The sequence below is a fragment of the Gilvimarinus sp. 2_MG-2023 genome (genome assembly GCF_030547685.1).
Lineage (GTDB): Bacteria > Pseudomonadota > Gammaproteobacteria > Pseudomonadales > Cellvibrionaceae > Gilvimarinus.
This window is the reverse complement of the sequence record NZ_JAUOQM010000044.1, coordinates 180,983-199,636: the sequence shown is the minus strand read 5'-3', so window position 1 is coordinate 199,636 and position 18,654 is coordinate 180,983. Positions and strand designations below refer to the sequence as shown.

General features: G+C 51.7%; 18 protein-coding genes. 9 read left to right on the top strand and 9 right to left on the bottom strand.

The features are described 5' to 3' along the window. The first annotated feature begins 245 nt into the window (after nt 1-245). A complete protein-coding gene (locus Q4526_RS10260) occupies nt 246-1,556 on the top strand; it encodes a hypothetical protein (RefSeq protein WP_215976982.1) in 1,311 nt (436 codons plus the stop codon). A gap of 76 nt (nt 1,557-1,632) precedes the next feature. Here the strand turns inward: Q4526_RS10260 and Q4526_RS10255 are convergent, their stop codons facing one another. After that, nucleotides 1,633-1,968, bottom strand: coding sequence for a zinc ribbon domain-containing protein YjdM (locus Q4526_RS10255; protein ID WP_215977115.1), 336 nt, complete (start codon nt 1,966-1,968; stop codon nt 1,633-1,635). A 176-nt stretch (nt 1,969-2,144) separates the two neighbouring features. Between Q4526_RS10255 and Q4526_RS10250 the strand changes: the two genes are divergently transcribed. Then, nucleotides 2,145-2,354, top strand: coding sequence for a DUF3622 domain-containing protein (locus Q4526_RS10250; RefSeq protein ID WP_215976981.1), 210 nt, complete (start codon nt 2,145-2,147; stop codon nt 2,352-2,354). 26 nt (nt 2,355-2,380) lie between these two features. On the opposite strand, the gene Q4526_RS10245 is transcribed toward Q4526_RS10250, so the two are convergent. Both Q4526_RS10245 and orn read right to left on the bottom strand, forming a co-directional pair. Then, entirely contained in the window at nt 2,381-3,067 is a 687-nt protein-coding gene (locus tag Q4526_RS10245; protein WP_215976980.1) for an alpha/beta hydrolase, read from the bottom strand. A gap of 80 nt (nt 3,068-3,147) precedes the next feature. Then, complete coding sequence (gene orn, locus Q4526_RS10240; protein ID WP_215976979.1) at nt 3,148-3,702, bottom strand: oligoribonuclease; 555 nt, start codon at nt 3,700-3,702, stop codon at nt 3,148-3,150. Nucleotides 3,703-3,774: 72 nt separating this feature from the next. Here orn and rsgA point away from each other — a divergent pair, with 72 nt between their 5' ends. The 3 genes from rsgA to Q4526_RS10225 are packed head-to-tail and all read left to right on the top strand — an operon-like array spanning nt 3,775 to nt 6,502. Beyond that, on the top strand, nt 3,775-4,788 hold the full coding sequence (rsgA, locus tag Q4526_RS10235; protein WP_215976978.1) for a small ribosomal subunit biogenesis GTPase RsgA: 1,014 nt from the start codon (nt 3,775-3,777) through the stop codon (nt 4,786-4,788). A gap of 32 nt (nt 4,789-4,820) precedes the next feature. Then, nucleotides 4,821-5,627 carry a sulfurtransferase gene (locus Q4526_RS10230; RefSeq protein WP_215976977.1) on the top strand — a complete coding sequence of 269 codons (807 nt, stop codon included), beginning with the start codon at nt 4,821-4,823 and terminating at the stop codon, nt 5,625-5,627. A gap of 2 nt (nt 5,628-5,629) precedes the next feature. Continuing rightward, nucleotides 5,630-6,502, top strand: coding sequence for a mechanosensitive ion channel family protein (locus tag Q4526_RS10225; protein WP_215976976.1), 873 nt, complete (start codon nt 5,630-5,632; stop codon nt 6,500-6,502). A gap of 88 nt (nt 6,503-6,590) precedes the next feature. On the opposite strand, the gene Q4526_RS10220 is transcribed toward Q4526_RS10225, so the two are convergent. Continuing rightward, on the bottom strand, nt 6,591-8,198 hold the full coding sequence (locus Q4526_RS10220) for a bifunctional GNAT family N-acetyltransferase/carbon-nitrogen hydrolase family protein (protein ID WP_215976975.1): 1,608 nt from the start codon (nt 8,196-8,198) through the stop codon (nt 6,591-6,593). 83 nt (nt 8,199-8,281) lie between these two features. Here Q4526_RS10220 and Q4526_RS10215 point away from each other — a divergent pair, with 83 nt between their 5' ends. The 4 genes from Q4526_RS10215 (at nt 8,282) to Q4526_RS10200 (ending at nt 13,217) form a co-directional block, all read left to right on the top strand. Continuing rightward, a complete protein-coding gene (locus Q4526_RS10215; RefSeq protein WP_215976974.1) occupies nt 8,282-10,591 on the top strand; it encodes a fatty acid cis/trans isomerase in 2,310 nt (769 codons plus the stop codon). A gap of 41 nt (nt 10,592-10,632) precedes the next feature. Next, nucleotides 10,633-11,742 (top strand): DnaT-like ssDNA-binding domain-containing protein, encoded by a 1,110-nt coding sequence (locus Q4526_RS10210; protein ID WP_215976973.1) that lies wholly within the window; start codon nt 10,633-10,635, stop codon nt 11,740-11,742. Further along, on the top strand, nt 11,654-12,322 hold the full coding sequence (locus Q4526_RS10205; protein ID WP_215976972.1) for a hypothetical protein: 669 nt from the start codon (nt 11,654-11,656) through the stop codon (nt 12,320-12,322). The genes Q4526_RS10210 and Q4526_RS10205 overlap by 89 nt, the downstream gene beginning before the upstream one ends. Nucleotides 12,323-12,395: 73 nt before the next feature. Further along, a complete protein-coding gene (locus tag Q4526_RS10200; RefSeq protein ID WP_215976971.1) occupies nt 12,396-13,217 on the top strand; it encodes a glucosaminidase domain-containing protein in 822 nt (273 codons plus the stop codon). Between the two features lie 4 nt (nt 13,218-13,221). On the opposite strand, the gene Q4526_RS10195 is transcribed toward Q4526_RS10200, so the two are convergent. From Q4526_RS10195 to parC, 5 genes are all read right to left on the bottom strand, one after another. After that, nucleotides 13,222-13,770 (bottom strand): DUF924 family protein, encoded by a 549-nt coding sequence (locus Q4526_RS10195; protein ID WP_215976970.1) that lies wholly within the window; start codon nt 13,768-13,770, stop codon nt 13,222-13,224. Next, nucleotides 13,752-14,669 (bottom strand): polysaccharide deacetylase family protein, encoded by a 918-nt coding sequence (locus Q4526_RS10190; RefSeq protein ID WP_303609612.1) that lies wholly within the window; start codon nt 14,667-14,669, stop codon nt 13,752-13,754. Before Q4526_RS10190 ends, Q4526_RS10195 begins: the two co-directional genes overlap by 19 nt. 140 nt (nt 14,670-14,809) lie before the next feature. Next, entirely contained in the window at nt 14,810-16,036 is a 1,227-nt protein-coding gene (locus Q4526_RS10185; protein ID WP_215976968.1) for a DUF4124 domain-containing protein, read from the bottom strand. A 9-nt stretch (nt 16,037-16,045) separates the two neighbouring features. Further along, entirely contained in the window at nt 16,046-16,309 is a 264-nt protein-coding gene (locus Q4526_RS10180; RefSeq protein WP_215976967.1) for a PilZ domain-containing protein, read from the bottom strand. 13 nt (nt 16,310-16,322) lie between these two features. Beyond that, entirely contained in the window at nt 16,323-18,581 is a 2,259-nt protein-coding gene (gene parC / locus Q4526_RS10175) for a DNA topoisomerase IV subunit A (protein WP_215976966.1), read from the bottom strand. Between the last annotated feature and the right edge of the window lie 73 nt (nt 18,582-18,654).

Sequence of the window (18,654 nt, the reverse complement as noted above, 5' to 3'; positions counted from 1 at the left end):
TGAACGCTGAACGCTGAACAGCGATGATTAAAAACGGGGAGCCATGTGCTCCCCGTTTTTAATGGTACAGCCACCCGTCATTCACTTTCGATCTAGCTCTTCGCTAGGCATTGCCATACTCGCCTCTTACAATACGCATTGGCTAACGCCAGATCCACTACCGGATTACGCCCGCCGCAATACCAACATAAACCACGCGGCAACAACCTTTTCAGGCAAAGCACTAAACAATTGGAGGTTTAGGCATGACACTCACCCGAATAATCACGGCACTTATTTTTGTTTTAACTCTTAGCGCTTGTAACCAGAACGATTCCCCCGACACCACAATGCAAGCGGCCCCTTTAACATCATCCACCAGCTCTGTAGCGACCTCCGTCTGCAAAGCCGACATCAACTGGATCACTAACCCTAATCCGCCCAATGAAATTCCAGGCGGCGGCTCTAATTTTTGCCAGTTTTATCAATTCTCTTGGCAGTGGTTTTTTTACCTAATGTCACCGTCACAAACCGACCCATCACTGCGCAACTTCCAAGTTACCAGTGAATACCCAGTACTGGAGATCGATGGCAACTCTTGTGCTAGTAGTGCAACAGAACCAGTATTTTTTGTGCGCACAGTAAAAGATGAGGCCAGTGATACGGCGTTTACACTGCCTGAACGTATCGGCCAAGCCGGTGGAGGTGCCACTATTTACGACCAGGACGGCAATGTCGTTTTCTACAGTATCGCTTTTAGCCGCAGCCTATGTACGGCACCTGCCCAAGGTGATTTGCCCGATGACACCACGGAACTAAAACTTGCTTGGCGAGTGATTAGTGATGCTGAAAAGTCCGATTACTTTTGGATTGAAGCCGACGTCATACCCGAACAAGGCGCCCCGGTTGGTGAAACCCTCGGTTTAATTGGTATGCACCTGGTGCGAGGCACAGCGGAACATCACGAGCTGGTATGGGCCAGTTTTGAGCACCGCAACAATGCCCCCAACTGCCAGAGCCCAGCCCAAGCGCCACAAGGAGGGTGGTCTTTTACATCCTCGCAATGCGAGAGCTGCCTCAACAACCCCACCGCCAGCTGTCTTGAGAGTTGTGCGTTTAACAAAGCCAGCCCGGCAAGCTCATTGAGCGGTGCAGCCTCGGAAATTTGCCGTGTATTCCCAGAGGGTACCGCAAAGGGTGATCATAAAGCTGGGGAAAACCTTGCGGATGTAACTGCTCTCAATCATCAAGTCCGCGATCTTCTTGCTGGAGTCAACACCCCACAATCCATGCAGGTATTGGCTCAATACTTTAATATTGGGGCGCTATGGGTCAGCGACCCGAGCCAAGCCTCTACCACCGATAACCAACGCGGCTCCATGCAATTAGCCAACCCTGTAATGGAGACAACCTTCCAAGGCTCTCTGAGCATAGATGGCGGGAAAATATCAACCTCAACCAATGGCGTGCTCAATTGCTTTACCTGTCACGGTTACCAACCGGGCGAGACCGCCACGACCGGACTCAGCCATATTTTTGATGATATTCAAAAACAACAGGCAGCAACAGCACAATAAAAAAAACGGGGAGCCAAGGCTCCCCGTTTTTTTTATCCACCTTCGGTGCGATGCTCTACTTGCTGAACCATTGATTCTAAGCCTTTTTCACAAACTCACTTTTAAGCATCATATCGCCGCCTTTAGCAAGCTTGCAGTCGATATTGTGATCGCCGTCGACAATGCGCTTGATTGTGACCTTAGTGCCCACCTTCAGTACATCCGAGGTACCTTTAACTTTAAGGTCTTTGGCCAAAGTCGCGTTATCGCCCTCCAACAGTTTATTACCATTAGAGTCGCGAACAAAAATCTCTTCTTCGGCTTCTTCGCCGTTCGCCGACCACTCATACGCGCACTCTGGGCAAATTAACAATGCTTGGTCTTGATACACGAACTCAGAATTACATTTGGGGCAGGAAGGGAATGACATAATAATCTCTCAGACGGGGCTAAAGCGCGACATTATCGACCCCCGAGCCGAAATGCGCAATATCTACAACCTCTTAAGCTGTGAGCATTGCGAATCTACTGAATGCGTGCATAATGCGCGTACTACTGACCACAAAGCCAGTGCGTATCCACACAAACACGCTACCAACAGGAACCTTTATGAGCAACGGCAAGAAATATGACTTTCGCGTCATTGAGAACAATGGCGCATGGCGCGCCGAACTTACCCGCCGCGCCACCGCCCGCAAAACCGTCGTCTCTAAAGCCCAAGATGGTTTTAGTAGCGAAGCCGAAGCCAAAATCTGGGCCGAAGCCGAACTGAAAGCGCTGCTGGCCAACGTCCGAGCTCGGCAACAAACCAAGTCCTAAACACTTGGCCGACACCCACAGTACCGTTAAGTCTGAGCCGGTAAACAGCGGTTAATAAAATCGCTAATATCGGCAGTTTGCTCACGGCAAACCTCATGAGCCATAGGGTAGCGATGTGAGTCGAATTGATAACCTTGGGCCGTGAGAACGGCCTCCGCCTGAGCGGCTAGTTCAGGTACAACCACCTCATCGTTTGATCCATGCTGCACCGAGATTGGCAAACGCTGATTTTGCCCGGCAAAGTGGCAGGTAGCGCTCGTGGCAAAATAGGTGGAGAGCGCCATTAAACCCGCCAGCGGCTTTGTACTGTTAAGCGCCACATCGTAGGCCACTGCTCCACCTTGAGAAAATCCGGCGATTAAAATACGTGTACTGTCAATGCCCGCCGCTATTTGCCGCTCAATAATATCTGCAATCGCAGCGCTCGCTTGTGATAAGTGCTCAGCGTTAAATTTTCGGTTGACGTCCAAACTCAGCAAATCATACCAGGCGGGCATTTCATAACCGCTATTAACCGTCACGGGCATAGTGGGCGCCTGGGGGAAGATAAACCGAATACGCGCGTTTTCGTCTAATTGCAACTCGGGTAATAAATTGGCGAAATCATTACAGCTGGCCCCCAGACCATGTAGCCAAATAACGCAGGCGTCACTATCGCCGGCATTGGGGTTTTCTAAGGTTAAACACTCTAAGTTTGCAAATAAATTTGGCATTACTGCTCGTCTTGTAGTTAAGTAAATTAAGGCCGCGTGAAAGGGCAGCTAAAGCCCATCTTTTTAGGTGAGTCTACTGACTAGGCTAAGTCAATAAATGTCTCACGGTAGTGCTCCAGTTCCGCAATCGAGTCTTTAATGTCATCCATGGCTAGGTGTGCGCCTGATTTTTTAAAGCCTTCTAAGGCTTCGGGTTTCCAGCGGCGGGCGAGTTCTTTTAGGGTGCTCACGTCCAGGTTACGGTAGTGGAAGTAGCGCTCAAGCGCGGGCATGCCGCGAGCTAAAAAGCGGCGGTCTTGGCAGATGGAGTTGCCGCAGATGGGCGATTTACCGGCGGGTACCCACTGCTCTAAAAAGGCGATGGTGTCGGCCTCGGCCTGGGCGAGAGTGATGCTGGAGTCTTTCACCCGCTGGGTCAAGCCGGATTTGCCGTGCTGGTTGGTGTTCCACTCGTCCATAGCTTCCAGCACGCTGTCGGGCTGTTTGATGGCGTATACCGGCCCTTCGGCCAGAATATTGAGGTGGGCATCGGTGACGATGGTGGCGATTTCGATGATAACGTCGCTATCGGTGTCCAGCCCGGTCATCTCTAAATCAATCCAGATTAAATTATCGGCGTTCACGCTTGAGCTCATAAGACGTTTTTCCTTTACAATGGGATAAATCTTTTATGACCCTATCTTAACACCGCTGACCGGGAACTGCCCTTGAGCAAACGCAAGCTGACACGCCGCCAGAGCTGGCGCATCGAAAAAATTCAGAAAGAGCGCGAAAAGCGAGCCGAGCGGCGCGATGAAAAAGCCGACCAAAAACTGAATGAGAGCGACCTGGGCCCCGAGCAAGATGGGTTAATTATCACTCACTACGGCACCCAGGTAATGGTGGAGGACCCGCAAACCGGCCTCGCTAAGCGCTGTCATTTCCGCAGTAATTTAGGTGGGCTGGTAACCGGAGATCAGGTAATTTGGCGCGATGGCAACCCGTTTGGCGTGGTCGTGGCCCGCAGTCAGCGCGCCACGACTCTGATGCGCCCCGACCCTTACGGGGACATGAAAGCCGTGGCGGCCAACATTGACCGTATTGTGATTGTCGTCGCCCCCTATCCCGAGCCCCATTTCAATTTGATCGACCGCTACCTAGTCGCGGCCGAGGCCATCGGTATCGAGCCGGCGCTGGTAATCAACAAAGTTGATTTAATTGATGATCAGCAGCGCGACAAGGTGGCCAGCATCGAGGCGCTCTACACCTCGCTCGGTTACACGGTGATTCTCGCCTCGGCCACGCAAGATCACGGCCTAGAGCCCTTGCGCGACTATTTGTCGCATTTTACCTGTGTTTTTGTGGGTCAGTCGGGAGTGGGCAAATCTTCCCTGGTCAATGCACTGCTGCCCAAGGCCAACATTCGGGTGGGGAGCTTGAGCGAACGGCAAACCGGTACCCACACCACCACCAACGCCAGGCTCTACCACATCCCCAGCGGCGGCCGCCTGATTGACTCACCGGGCATCCGCGAATTTGGCCTGTGGCATATTGAACCCGAGGATGTACTGGCAGGCTTTAAAGAATTCCGCCCGTTTATAGGGAGCTGTAAATTCCGTGACTGCTCACATTCTCACGAGCCTGGCTGTGCTATCTTACAAGCGCTAGAAGACGGTGAAATTTCTGCCGGCCGACTGGATGGTTACCGCCGCATTTTGGCGGATATGCACCCCAATCGATAACGGCCATGGCCCTATGTTTTAAAGGATGAGTTATGCCTAAGCTACCGCTTATTATTGAGCCCTCCGACTTGCTGCCACTGCTGGACAGCCCCGAGGCGCCACTGATTGTCGATTTAAGCTCCGAGAGCAATTATCGCCGGGGCCATATCGCCGGAGCTGTGCATGTACCGCCACAAATGTTGCTGTGCAACCACCCACCAGCACCGGGTCGAATCGCAGCGGTGGAACAACTGTCACGGCTGTTTACCTATTTAGGCCTTACCGCCGATACCCATATCGTTGTCTACGACGATGAAGGCGGCGGCTGGGCCGGGCGTTTTATTTGGACACTGGATACCATTGGCCACCCCCACTACAGCTACCTGAATGGTGGCCTACACGCCTGGCTAGGCGAGGAATACCCAGTCACCGCTGAAGTGGCAGACCCCAAAAGCCAAGCGGCGGATGTTGAGATCAACCCCGAACATTTGATCGAAATACCCGACATTTTGGCTGGATTAGAAAACGACAGCATCCAAGTATGGGATGCACGCAGCCCAGCCGAGTACAACGGCCAAAAAGTGATGACACAAAAAGCCGGTCATATTCCGGGCGCAATCAATGCCGAGTGGACCGAATTAATGGACCGCCAAAACGGCCTGCGTATTCGCCCCGATGCACGGGAATATTTAGCCGCTAAGGGCATCACTGGCGACAAAACCATTGTCACCCACTGCCAGAGCCATCACCGCTCGGGCTTCACCTACCTAGTCGGTAAGTCACTAGGCTTTGATATTAAGGGTTACCACGGCTCCTGGTCTGAATGGGGCAACCACCCCGATACACCCGTTGAGGTTTAAACTTGTTCGACTGGCTTAATATAACCCTGATAAAAGTAGGGGAATACAACTTAACCACTGGCGCGCTCTGTGCATCACTGGTGGTTATTGCCGCAACTTTTATTGTGGCTAAACTGGTCAGTCGCGCCATCAACCGTTTGGCACTCTATCGTCACCCCACGGTCAGTCACCAAATATACACAATCAATAAAATCGTCTATTACTTTTTGATTGTATTAGGCTTTATTGGCGCACTGTCGGTACTGGGGCTACAGCTCGACAAACTGGTGATTATCGGTGGTGCACTGGGTATTGGTATCGGCCTGGGCTTACAGTCTATCGTCAATAACTTTGTCTCGGGCATTATTATTTTGCTGGAAAAATCCATCAAAGTTGGGGATTTTCTTGAGCTAGATTCCGGCCTGATGGGGGAGGTAAAAGCCATTCGCTTGCGCTCCACCTTGATCCGCACCAATGACAACATTGATATTTTAGTGCCCAGTTCAGAGTTTATCAGCGGCCGAGTCATCAACTGGACACTAGAGGAAGACGTGCGCCGCTTTCGCATTCCCTTTGGAGTAGCCTACGGTTCAGACAAACAAAAAGTGAAAGACGCCGTACTCCAGGCGGTGAATAAAATCAGCTATACCTTAGATGACGACCGACACAAACCCCTAGTATGGATGACAGGGTTTGGCGACAGTAGCTTGAACTTTTCTCTGGGAGTGTGGGTTAACCCCGATGCGGTTAAGCGCCCCAGTCAAGTGACATCAGATTACTTGTGGGCCATTGATGATGCGCTGCGTGAGGCCGGTATCGAAATACCTTTCCCGCAGAGAGACCTGCATTTCCGCTCAAGCCAAATTGAGCTGACAGAGCGTACATCCGACTGCTGAATGCGATAAATTTTGCGCTGAGCTCAACCTGCGTCAAGTCTCGCTCAGTATTTTTTGCATACAGCACCCTAGCGTTCGGCCGGGTGGTTTAGGCATCGTTATTTTTAATCGGTTTTACCCGGTCGCCTTTCCAGATCATGCGATACAAATCGTGCCGGCGATCTTTTAAGTTTTGTACCGTGCCACTATTGCGCGCTTTTAGTAACGTCTCGGGGCGCAAGTCAGCAAAGGCCACTGTCTCGACATTGGGATCAGTATCGGCGGCGATACCGTCGCGGGCAAAACCAAAATCGCAGGGCGTTAAAATACAGCTTTGTGCGTACTGAATATCCATATTGGCCACATTCGGTAAATTTCCCACATTGCCCGACATAACCACGTAAAACTGGTTTTCCACCGCTCGCGCTTGGCACGAGTAACGAACGCGCAAATAACTTTGACGCTCATCGGTACAAAAAGGGACAAACAATATTTGTATGCCCTGATCCGCCAAGTGGCGCGCCAACTCGGGGAATTCGGAGTCGTAACAAATCAGCACGCCAATGGGGCCGCAGTCGGTATCGATAGCGCGCAAAGTGCTGCCTCCTTCAATATCCCACCAATAGACCTCGTTGGGCGTGGGGTGAATTTTAGGTTGCTCGAACATACGGCCATCGCGTAAGAACACATAGGCAATATTTTCGATACGGCCATTTTCCATACGCGTAGGATGAGAACCGGCAATTATATTCACGTTATAGTGCAACGCCATATTGCGAAACGCTTCTTTTAAGCGCGGCGTGTATTTGGTGAGCGCCTCAATAGATTCAAATGGTGACAATTCCTGGTCTTCAATCGACAACAACTGTAACGTTATTAACTCCGGGAAAACGACAAAATCACTTTTGTAATCAGCCACCACATCGACAAAGTATTCGATGTATTTTACAAATTCCCCAAACGACGAAATTTTGCGCTGCATATACTGCACGGTTGCCACACGCACGGTCTCGGGCATGCTAACACCGTACTGTTTACCCGGCTTATCGTCCGCACCCGGTACGGTGGGGTTCTCCCACTTCATGTGCACCGCGCAACCCAGTGATTGTTTATCTTCATCGAGGTAATCTCTCAGAATTCCAATCATCTCGAACCCGTTACGAAACTGGAACGACAGCACCGGGTCTTTGGCTTTTTTATGAATCACTTGGTCGACATAGTTCTCTACGGTTTTGAACTTTTTAATACGCCGGGCTAAGTTGGGCATACGCCCGGCAAACACCACGCCCTTAAGACCTAGCGATTGGCAAAGTTTTTTGCGCTCGTTGTACAACCGCTGACCAATACGGTACCCGCGGTACTCGTCATCAACGCACACTTCCATACCGTACAACCAATCGCCATTGATATCGTGGCGCGAAGCGTAACCATTACCGGTGATTTCCACCCAGTTATGGGGTCGCAAAGCATACTTACCGGCAATACGGAAAGTCGCGCAGTACCCCACCAAGACCTCCCCTACCATGACCACAATTTGTCCTTGGGGAAAATTATTGATCTGCCCTACCACCGCCGAGGGGGCGTAAGCTTCCATATCAACGGGCTCATACACCCGCTTGGATAACGCCACAATGGCATCGACATCCGCTAAGGTCGCATTGCGCACGGTCAAATGAGCTTTCGGGTCGGCAAGTTTATTGGCCGGAGGGGGTTGCATAAGATCTCCTATGGGTAAGAACCAATACGGCCGCCGCAGCGGCCTGTGATATCCTATTTGGCATTGTTCCCGAGACGTTGTAAATGCCTAAAATCTATTTTTTTACCCTCCTCCTTTTGTTAATGGCCGGTTGCACTGTTTTTACGGTCCATCACCAATTCAATGCTACTCAGGAAAACAGCGCGACAGCCGAGCAAGCAGAGTATTATGAAGCCTCCGTAAGGCCTATCCTTGAGACGCGCTGTACGGTATGCCACGGCTGCTACGATGCCCCCTGCCAGCTAAAAATGGATGCCACCGCCGGCGTTCTGCGCGGCGCCCATAAAGACAAGGTTTACGACGGCACCCGCCTGCTCAGTGCCCACATGTCTCGCTTATTTGAAGACGCCCATAGCACCAGCGAGTGGCGAGAAAAAGATTTTTTCTCAGTCGTTGACGGCGACCCCGGCCAGCCTAAAAGCCCAGGCGTTATGGAGCAATTACTACACCTTAAACAGCAACACCCGCTGCCCGCCCAATACCCGCTACCCGAGAGCTTTGACTTTTCGATTAAACGCGACCAACAGTGTCCCCAACCGGAAGAGTTTGCCAATTACCGGGAAAACTACCCCTTGTGGGGCATGCCCTACGGCTTGCCCGCACTCACCGAAAACGAACATCAAACTCTGATCAACTGGTTACAGACCGGCGGTATCGCCGCCTCCATGACACTCCACTCAAGCCCTGCGTTAGCTGCTGAGATTGAGCGGTGGGAAACATTTTTCAATGGCGACAGCCTGAAATCCCAGCTGGTCAACCGCTACCTATACGAGCACTTATTTTTAGCCAGCTTATGGTTTGAGCAGGCACCCGGGCAAGCGTTTAAGTTGGTGCGCTCCCACACGCCACCAGGCCAACCAATAGACCGTATTAGTACTCGCCGCCCCTTTGATGACCCCAAGGCGCCGCGAGTGTATTACCGACTCTGGCATGACCCCAGTACCACATTAGCCAAAACCCGTATGCCCTACGCTTTAAACAATAAGCGGATGGAAAACTGGCAGCAGTGGTTTTATCAAGCTGAGTATAACGTCCGTAAACTGCCAGGCTATGCGACTAAGGTGGCGTCCAACCCTTTTCTCAGCTTCGCCCAGTTACCCGTAGACTCGCGCTACCGCTTTTTATTGGACGAAGCCGAATTCTCGATTATGAATTTCATTAAAGGGCCGGTGTGTCGTGGCCAGGTGGCGCTGAACGTTATTCGCGATCATTTCTGGGTGTTTTTTATTGACCCCGATCAACTCGACATGCGTGATGATGCGCAATTTCTGCAAGAAAATATTGACCATTTAGCACTTCCCGCTGAGGTAGGCAGCACTTTTATGCCGGTTACCTACTGGCTCGAGTACGCCAACCGACAAAAAGCCTATTTAGAAGCTCGGGCCAAATACCTAAATCAGCAACTCGCCCAACAACCATCGCTAAACTTATCGATCATCTGGAACGGGGGCGGCACCAACGATAATGCCGCCCTGACGATTTTCCGCCACAATGACAGCGCCTCGGTCACGCGGGGCCTAATTGGTCCACACCCGAAAACTGGCTGGGTTATCGATTACTCTTTACTAGAGCGCATTCATTACTTATTAGTGGCAGGTTTTGATGTTTACGGCAATGTATCGCATCAGTTACTCAGCCGTCTCTATATGGATTTTTTGCGTATCGAAGGGGAAATGAATCTGGTCGCCCTGCTGCCGAAAGGCGTGCAAGATCAGCACATCCACCACTGGTATCGTGGGGCGGAGGATGAAATAGAGGATTACCTGGAGCACTACCTCGATCGATTGCCACCGCTGAATATCATTGACTATCAAACCGATGCCCCTCTGGCCGAGCTATTTACTACACTGCAAAGCCGGCTTGCCCCCAGCTTTGCCTCTAGTCCTTATGTACAGCAGCTGGGCTGGCCGGATACATTGCAAGAACCCTTTACCAAGCTGCAATCCATTCACGGCAAAGCGGCCAGTCTGATGCCAGAGTCCAGCTTGATTTGGGTACCGAAAAAGGGAGTTTTTAGCCTGTTGCGCACCAGTGCCCACAGCAACTTATCATCACTGTTTCAAGAGTCTAAACGCAGACTGCCAGACGAAGATAAGCTGGTTATCACCGGCGGTGTAGTGGGCGCCTACCCCAACACCTTTTGGATGCTGGATGAAAGCAGCTGGGACGAATTTGCTCAACAAATCGTCAGTCTGAATACTGAGGCCGACTACCAGAAGTTGCGCCAGCGTTTTGGTGTCAACCGCGCCGATCCCAATTTTTGGCAAATCAGCGATGCGATTCACCAAGCCTATCACCAGCATCAGCCCCAGCGGGCAGGGCTTTTGGATTTTAACCGGCTGGAAAATCGTTAAGCCACTACAATCCAGGCCGGGTTCAAGGTAAAGTGCGCGCTATGGAATCATCTCTTATCCCCGAACAACCGCTGCTTATTTCGCCCTCTCTGGCCGCCACGATCGGCCTTGAGGAGTCGATTATGCTGGCAGTGCTGAGCGAGGCGGCGGCCTATCAGACGAGTTCACCACTCGCTCTGAACCGCGCCCAAGTACAAAAGCGCCTGCCTTTTTGGTCCGATGCCGATATTCAACGCATCAGCAAAAACCTCCAAGAGAAAGGCATTATTAGCATCGCCAGCGCGCCCTACTTACAGAGTCAGAATCTCGCTTGGCACTTCAGCGCCGGGGTTATGGCCGCCACTGAACCTAAGGTGGCAACACCTCCGGTAGCACCTCCTCCGAGCCGCCAAAGCAACCAAATAGCTCCCCAGTGGCAACCCGACACGGAACTGATGGCCCAGCTCGGCCAGTATAATATCCCCGATTATTTTATCCGCCAGCAGGTGCCAGAGTTTGTCTCTTACTGGCGCGAGCGCGGCGAACCTCATCATGCCTGGGGCAATAAATTCCTCAAGCAGGTGGTGCGACGCTGGCGCGAGCACGAAACCGGCCTCTTTCAGCGCGACCAAGACACCCCCATGACCAGCGACTGGCGCCCCTCGCGCGATGCACTAGAGCTATTAGTGCGCCACTCGGGTATCAACCTAACCTTCGTTGAGGACGCCATTCCTGAATTTGTGCTCTATTGGCAGGAGCGCGGCGAGGTGGGTCGCACCTGGAACACCAAATTTAGCCAACACGTCAAACGCCAGTGGGCGCGCTTTACCAGTGCCATAGAGCACGACACAGAGCCCAAACGCATTCCGGAAAACTGGCAACCCAGCGCCGATGTATTCGATGTATTGGCACTGGCCAATATTGACCTGGAATTCGCCCACAGTCAGGTGCCGGAATTTGTGCTATTTTGGCGGGAAAGCAACCGGGTTTACCCCTCCTGGAACACAAAGTTTTTACAGCATGTAAAATACCACTGGGCGCGACAGCACGCGCTCACCAATACGGCAGAGCAAGGTAACCAACATGGCCAACAGCAATCACCTGCTGGAGCAAGCGCAACGCGAGATCGAAGCCTTATCCAAGACCTCACAGACCGCAGCTGGGCAAGCTGAGCCGACCCACAAGGCGAGCGATGGCCACATTGATGCACTCAATGAGGTGTTTGCCCTATTCCGGATCAATTACCACAATCAGTATTACAAGGCCTATAGTGACTCCTCGGTATTGGCGCAGATTAAAAAGCTGTGGCTGGAATCTCTGGTGAGATTTGAGCCAGACACCATCCGGCGCGGCGCCCGCGAGGTGATCGAAAGCTCCGATTACTTGCCAACCTTGCACCGTATGCTGACCGCCTGTCAGGGAGATTTAAGCAAGCACGGGCTAAAAGACCCCCATGCGGCCTATATAGAAGCCTGCCATGCCCCGTCCCCCAAAGCGGCCCAGCGCTGGAGCCACCCGGCCGTTTATCACGCCGGTAAAGCTAGCGATTGGTACTTTTTGGCCAGTTCAACAGAGCGCACCGCCTATCCGGTGTTTGCCGGCCACTACAAGCGCCTGTGCGAGCAAGTGATTAACGGTGTCTCTCTCCCCCTACCCGATGCCCCGGCACTACCAGAGTCCATAGAGACGCCCCTGTCGCGCGAAGAGAACCAGCGTCGAATGCAGGCACTGCGCGACGATCTCGATATTTAAACGGCTGTTAGGCACCTTCGAAATCAAGCTAAGCCAAATCAACTAAGCCCCTACCGCTTGGAATAATCTGTGTATGAGTCGCAATAAGTCTATTTTTATCGCCGCGCTACTGGCCGCCTACGCCATATTCACCTTAATTCTGACCTTGTTTTTAACCGAAGTGCGTCCCGTAGCCACGAGCTTGGGCCAGCTCAAAGGTAAAACGTATCTGCCCGACATGCGATCCATCAGCGAAATACCACAACGCAAAAAGCAGTTTATCGGCACTCTAGCGCCCATTATTCAGCAAAAGAATGATCAGCTTAGGCAATTGCGTCAGTCACTAAAGTTGTGGCTCGCCCAGCTCAACGAGGGCAATTCTTTAACCCACCGGCAAGCGCTTTTACTCAAACGCTTAGAGGCGCGCTATAAATTAAGCGACAATACCCAGCAACCCTCACTCGAGCGTATTACCGCGCTGCTAAAACGAGTGGACACCTTGCCCGCCTCATTGGTATTGGCGCAGGCGGCAAAAGAATCGGGCTGGGGCACCTCGCGCTTTGCCAGAGAGGCAAACAATCTCTTTGGGCAATGGTGTTATCAAAAAGGCTGTGGCTTGGTTCCCAAAAGACGCTCGAGCGGCGCCCGCCACGAGGTACAAACCTTTGCGGCCATTGAGCCGGCCATAGATGCCTATTTTCACAACTTAAATACGCATCAAGCTTACGCCGAACTGCGCCGCGAAAGGCAACGTCTGCGCCAGGCGGGGGAAACAGCCACAGGAACACAACTCGCCGGGTACCTAAAGCACTACTCCAGCCGCGGGCAAGTGTATATTGAAGAGCTCAAAGCACTGATAAGTTACAATAAATTGGCGCAATACGATCTTATTGCGCCCATCACCGCCCAAGAATAAACGCTTAAAAAGACGAGCCCGGCGTGGCTAAAAACGCGACTTCTTCACTGGTACTGGGGCGGCCTAAAACATCGTTGCGGTGAGGGTAGCGGCCAAATCGATCAATAATCGCTTTGTGTTTGTATTCAAACTGCAAATAACTTTGCTTAGACAATTTTGCAAACAACCGACAAGCGTGCTCGTGAATAGTTATATCTTCGCTGTGCATATAAGGCATATACAAAAAAGCCCGCTGATCATCCGATAGAGAACGATCCAGTCCCCGTGCAACTGCACTTTGGGCAAGCTTTAGTGCCAAATCATCATACGCAAACGCCTCGGCCTGCCCGCGAAACATATTTCTAGAGAATTGATCCAGCACTATTACCTGAGCTAACACTTTCCAGGATTGAGCGCCCAACGCCAGCTCAGACTCTTGCGCCTGCTCGCGGTGTAATGATTTAAAACGAGTGGTAATGATGCTATCCAGGGCATCGCTTTTCTTAAACCAATCGGCGGGCTTTAATTCAGCAAACCAAAATTTTAATACGGAATTTAATCCTGATGTTGCCACCGGCCATCCTCCCCTTGGGTAAAAAATGGATACGAGTACCAATAATAGCGTTTCGAATCGGGGGCCCTGGCCGTGCAGTTAATACGAGTACGCCCGGCGGCAAGTGTGTCTGGCACTTTTACTTCCAGCTCCCGCTCATTGATGACCGTAGGCGCAAGCGGCTCACCTTGATAAAAGCAATTCAAGCGCTCAGCCAATCCCGATTTTGCCAAACGCAATACGATAACCGGCTGCTGCCCAGCCCGGGCAATAAAACGGTCGGCCTGTTGAGAACGCACGCCTTCGCTCTCGACCGGTAAGGGCATGGCTTGCACCTTAGTGGCGAACGTATCCATAGCCGCGTAGCTACCGCCCATCGCAAAGCGCGGCACGCGCTGTAAATCGGTGTTCGGACCCACCGCGCCTGATTGTTGACCCAAAGCGATATAACCCAACTCTTTCACCACGGCCATGACCTCGCGATTAAATTCACCGTAAGGATAAGCCAATAAAGCGGGGGCCTGCCCGAGTTTATCTCGTATTTCAGTTTGCGCCTGTTCGATTTCGCGGCCAATTCGTTCGCGCCACTGAGTTTTATTTTCATCCGGTCGCTGTCGCACCATATACGGGTGCGACACAGTATGGTTGGCAATGCTGGCCCCTGCTTGCTTCAACTCGCCAAGCTGCGGCCAGCTCATATAACCCGGCGCCCCCACCGATGCGGTGTTAATAAAAACGGTAAAAGGGTAATCGTATTGAGTCAGTAGTGGCATGGCTTCGGTATAGATATCGAGGTAACCATCGTCAAACGTAATGGCCACTTGCGGCTTGGCCCTAGGGTCTGCCGACTTGCGGTCTCGTTCGTTCAGTAACGATTCGAGCGCAACCACCTTAATGCCCTCGGCCCTTAAGTGTTCCAAGTGTCGCGTAAAAAGTTTTGGAGCAATTGAGGTGGATGCTGGCGTCTGCTCACTGACGTGGTGGTACACAAGTATCACGCCCGCCCGAGCTTGAGCGGCGCAGCATAATAAGAATACGATTAACAGTCTGGATATAAGCATTAAGGTTGTTGGCAAAGTGTACGGGTAATAGATTCAGGCAAACTGGAGGTGCACTGCCATTCAATCAAAGTAAAACTGCCCTCGGTGACAGGGGTAAGCTCGACAAAATGACTGCCAGGCAGGTGCTCTTCAACAAGCTCCACGTAAATCGTACCTGGTGCACGCAGCCGAGCAGTATCAATATAGCGGCTGTTTATGGGCGCACCATAACCCAAAACACCCATGGTGAGCGGCATAACACCGCGCAAATGATAATATTCAGTAACCGCTACCTTTAACGTACTCAACTCCGCCAAAACCCGAGCAAAATTTGAGCGCAGCAATGCCAACTGATACAGATCGCGCTCGGCCGCCAATACATTTTCGTTATTGGTGGGCGCAGGCGTTGGAATTTTTTCCGGAGCTTGATTAGAGCCTACAGGTCTAGTCTTGGTGACCTCAGAAATTTCCACCTGAGCCCGAAAATCATCGAGGGCCAACAGATGTTGTGTGGCCATTTCAAAGGCCACTCTCACCGCGCCGGTTAAGTCTAACCGCTGATGCAGGCGAGTGGCAGCAATCCCTTCAGTCGCTACGGTTATCAGGGGATCGGATTCGCCGGGGGTTGAGAGTGTCCAGCGAACCTTCAACCAAGCATTTAATAAATCGAATTCATGTGCGTTAGAATTTTCCAAATCTCCGGTGTGGGCACTGGCGTGTAACTGGCTGCGACAGGCGTTGATATTCAGATCAATAATTTCACCGCTCAGCAGCACAGCCCCGACGTCTGTTAAATCTGGCGTACTGTAGTGTCCGGCGCGATACAAACTACCATAGGCATTTACTCGCAATGTGCGAAATACATCTGCCGTCAGATTGTTTTCATCGCGTAGAACTTTGGGATAGGTGGTGCGCAACTGGTTAAAGTCTTGCGAGGTGGGAGAGACACAGTCGCCGCCAAAATAATAAGTAATCAGCTCTTTTTCAGCGGCACTTACATCGGTTGAATAATAAAAATTATCTAGCAATAATGGGGCGACGTTGCGATCAAAAGGCATTGGCACTTGTGCACTAATGACCCGAGGCGGCGGCATAGTGCCGATATCTATCTGCGTGGCTTCGGCATTATCGACTCTGCGTTGATCGGAGTAATGCACTTTACCCGAGTCGTCTTTCCACATATAAACTTGAGCCGTAGCTGACCAGCACACCACCCACAGACAACACCCCCAGAGAAACCTCGGCATTTTATCGCCCTATGTTTGGGTGAACCTGAGACCAACACCACCGGACTCGGCTCGGACCACTTCCATTTCGAGTATCGGTGCGTCATCCATTAGGCCTTGTATTTGGCCTGTCACGAGATCACCAATCGGCGGCGCCTTCTCCGGATCCAGAATGACAAAGACACCCCCATCGGAAATATCGCGCGTTTTAACCAACATTTCCCCCAACTGCTCGTGACATATTTTTATTTGGCAAGCCATAGGGGTTCGAAAGTGTTCGCGTTTGTCACTCATGCCATCGTCCTTATTATTTTTCCGCTATATTGAGTTTATCCACTTTTTGAAAGCCACGCGGAAGTTTATTACCGCGACGCCCTCTCTCTCCGCGGTAGTGCTCAAGATCGGTCGGCTTCAATGTTAAGTGCCGTTTGCCGGAATACACCGTAAGCGAATCCTGCACGCCAAAGGCGACTATCGCAACGGCAAACTCTTCGCGAGACTGCACCCGCGCGGCCGAGATATTAATAATTTTATTGCCTTTACCGCGCGCCAGCCGGGGGAGCTCGGCTATAGCAAACACCAACAAGCGCCCTTCGTTGCTCACGGCCGCCACCCAGCTATTTTCCGGGTCTGCGACAACAACCGGCGGCAGTACTTTACTGCCCTTGGGCAAGGTCAACGCGTTTTTACCCGCTTTGTTTTTACTGTATAGATCCGCCATTGAGGTGACAAAACCATAACCGGCGTCACTGGCAAGCAACACACTTTGATCGTCTGCCCCCATCAGCAAGCCATCAAAGGTAGCACCGTTGGGGGGGTTGAGTTTGCCGCTAACCGGTTCGCCCTGCCCGCGCGCGGAAGGCAGAGTGTGGGCGGCAATGGCGTAACTGCGTCCGGTGGAGTCGAGCAAAATAACCGACTGGTTGGATTTCCCCGGCACCGCCAGCTTAAACGAATCCCCCGCCTTATAATTTAGCGCAGTCGGATCAATATCGTGGCCTTTAGCAGCGCGAATCCACCCTTTGTCAGACAACACCACCGTGATCGGATCGACACTGATTAAGTCGGCCTCGTTAAACGCTTGCGACTCAGCGCGGGCCACAATCGGCGAGCGGCGGTCATCGCCGTAATCTTTTGCAACTTGCGTTAATTCTTTACGCACTAAGGTTTTTAACCGAGCTGCTGAGCCGAGAATTTTATTGAGGTTGTCGCGTTCTTTTTCCAGTTTTTCTTGTTCTTCACGGATTTTTATTTCTTCCAGACGCGCCAACTGACGCAGTTTGGTTTCCAAAATATATTCCGCTTGCATTTCAACCAGATTAAAACGCTCCATCAACACCGGTTTAGGGTGCTCTTCTTCGCGGATAATGCGAATCACCTCATCCACATTGAGATAGACGATCATCAATGCAGCGAGGCGCAGCAATCGCTCTTCCACCTTTTGCAAACGATACTGTAGCCGGCGGCGAGTGGTCACTGTGCGAAAGCTCAACCATTCGCTCAATATTTTCTGCAAGCTTTTGACCGCTGGTTTGCCGTCAATACCAATCATATTCATATTGACGCGGTAGGACTTTTCCAAATCCGTAGTGGCGAACAAGTGCTGCATAAGTTGTTCGTTATCAACTCGATTGGAGCGTGGAGTTATGATAAGCCGCGTGGGATTTTCGTGATCGGATTCATCGCGTAAGTCGGCAACCATCGGCAGTTTTTTATTCTGCATTTGGGCGGCAATTTGTTCCAAAATCTTGGCGCCACTAACCTGATGCGGCAGTGCGGTAACGACAATATCGCCAGTCTCTTTTTCGAAGTTCCACAAGGCGCGCATTTTTAGGCTGCCGCGACCGGTTTTGTATAACCCGACAATATCGGCACGCGGAGTAATGATTTCCGCATCGGTGGGCATATCCGGCCCCTGCACAAATTCACACAACTCTTCCAAGGTTGCCTTCGGATTGTCGAGCAGATGAATACAGGCTTCGACCACTTCGCGCAAATTATGAGGTGGGATATCGGTGGCCATACCCACCGCAATACCGGTGGTACCGTTTAATAAGACATTGGGAACTCGAGCGGGGAAGACCTCAGGCTCATCCATGGTGCCATCGAAATTGGGCTGCCAATCAACGGTACCCTGCCCCAGCTCTTCTAGTAGTACTTCGGCGTAGCGCGCCAGCTTAGATTCGGTGTAGCGCATGGCGGCAAATGATTTAGGATCGTCGGGCGAACCCCAGTTACCTTGGCCATCCACCAATGGGTAGCGATAAGAAAACGGCTGCGCCATGATCACCATGGCCTCATAGGCGGCCGAGTCGCCGTGCGGGTGAAACTTACCGATCACATCACCCACGGTACGCGCTGATTTTTTGTATTTAGCGGTGGACTTTAAGCCCAGCTCACTCATGGCGTAAACGATTCGACGCTGCACTGGCTTCAGGCCATCGCCAATATGTGGCAACGCCCGGTCGAGAATAACGTACATGGAATAGTCGAGATACGCCTTTTCGGCGTATTCTTTGAGCGAAATAAACTCTTCCGCTTCGGCAAATGTCGTATGTTCAGACATAATAGTTCCTGTGGTACATCCGGCGCTAAGGCTCGGAAATCAGTCTTTAGCGGTGCCAAGTGGGATCAACGCT

Bases quoted from the DNA above. Each gene is read 5' to 3' on its own strand.
- Q4526_RS10260 (WP_215976982.1), top strand. From the start codon at position 246: ATGACACTCACCCGAATAATCACGGCACTTATTTTTGTTTTAACTCTT.
- Q4526_RS10250 (WP_215976981.1), top strand. From the start codon at position 2,145: ATGAGCAACGGCAAGAAATATGACTTTCGCGTCATTGAGAACAATGGC.
- Q4526_RS10245 (WP_215976980.1), bottom strand. From the start codon at position 3,067: ATGCCAAATTTATTTGCAAACTTAGAGTGTTTAACCTTAGAAAACCCC.
- orn (WP_215976979.1), bottom strand. From the start codon at position 3,702: ATGAGCTCAAGCGTGAACGCCGATAATTTAATCTGGATTGATTTAGAG.
- Q4526_RS10230 (WP_215976977.1), top strand. From the start codon at position 4,821: ATGCCTAAGCTACCGCTTATTATTGAGCCCTCCGACTTGCTGCCACTG.
- Q4526_RS10220 (WP_215976975.1), bottom strand. From the start codon at position 8,198: ATGCAACCCCCTCCGGCCAATAAACTTGCCGACCCGAAAGCTCATTTG.
- Q4526_RS10215 (WP_215976974.1), top strand. From the start codon at position 8,282: ATGCCTAAAATCTATTTTTTTACCCTCCTCCTTTTGTTAATGGCCGGT.
- Q4526_RS10210 (WP_215976973.1), top strand. From the start codon at position 10,633: ATGGAATCATCTCTTATCCCCGAACAACCGCTGCTTATTTCGCCCTCT.
- Q4526_RS10205 (WP_215976972.1), top strand. From the start codon at position 11,654: ATGGCCAACAGCAATCACCTGCTGGAGCAAGCGCAACGCGAGATCGAA.
- Q4526_RS10200 (WP_215976971.1), top strand. From the start codon at position 12,396: ATGAGTCGCAATAAGTCTATTTTTATCGCCGCGCTACTGGCCGCCTAC.
- Q4526_RS10185 (WP_215976968.1), bottom strand. From the start codon at position 16,036: ATGCCGAGGTTTCTCTGGGGGTGTTGTCTGTGGGTGGTGTGCTGGTCA.
- Q4526_RS10180 (WP_215976967.1), bottom strand. From the start codon at position 16,309: ATGAGTGACAAACGCGAACACTTTCGAACCCCTATGGCTTGCCAAATA.
- parC (WP_215976966.1), bottom strand. From the start codon at position 18,581: ATGTCTGAACATACGACATTTGCCGAAGCGGAAGAGTTTATTTCGCTC.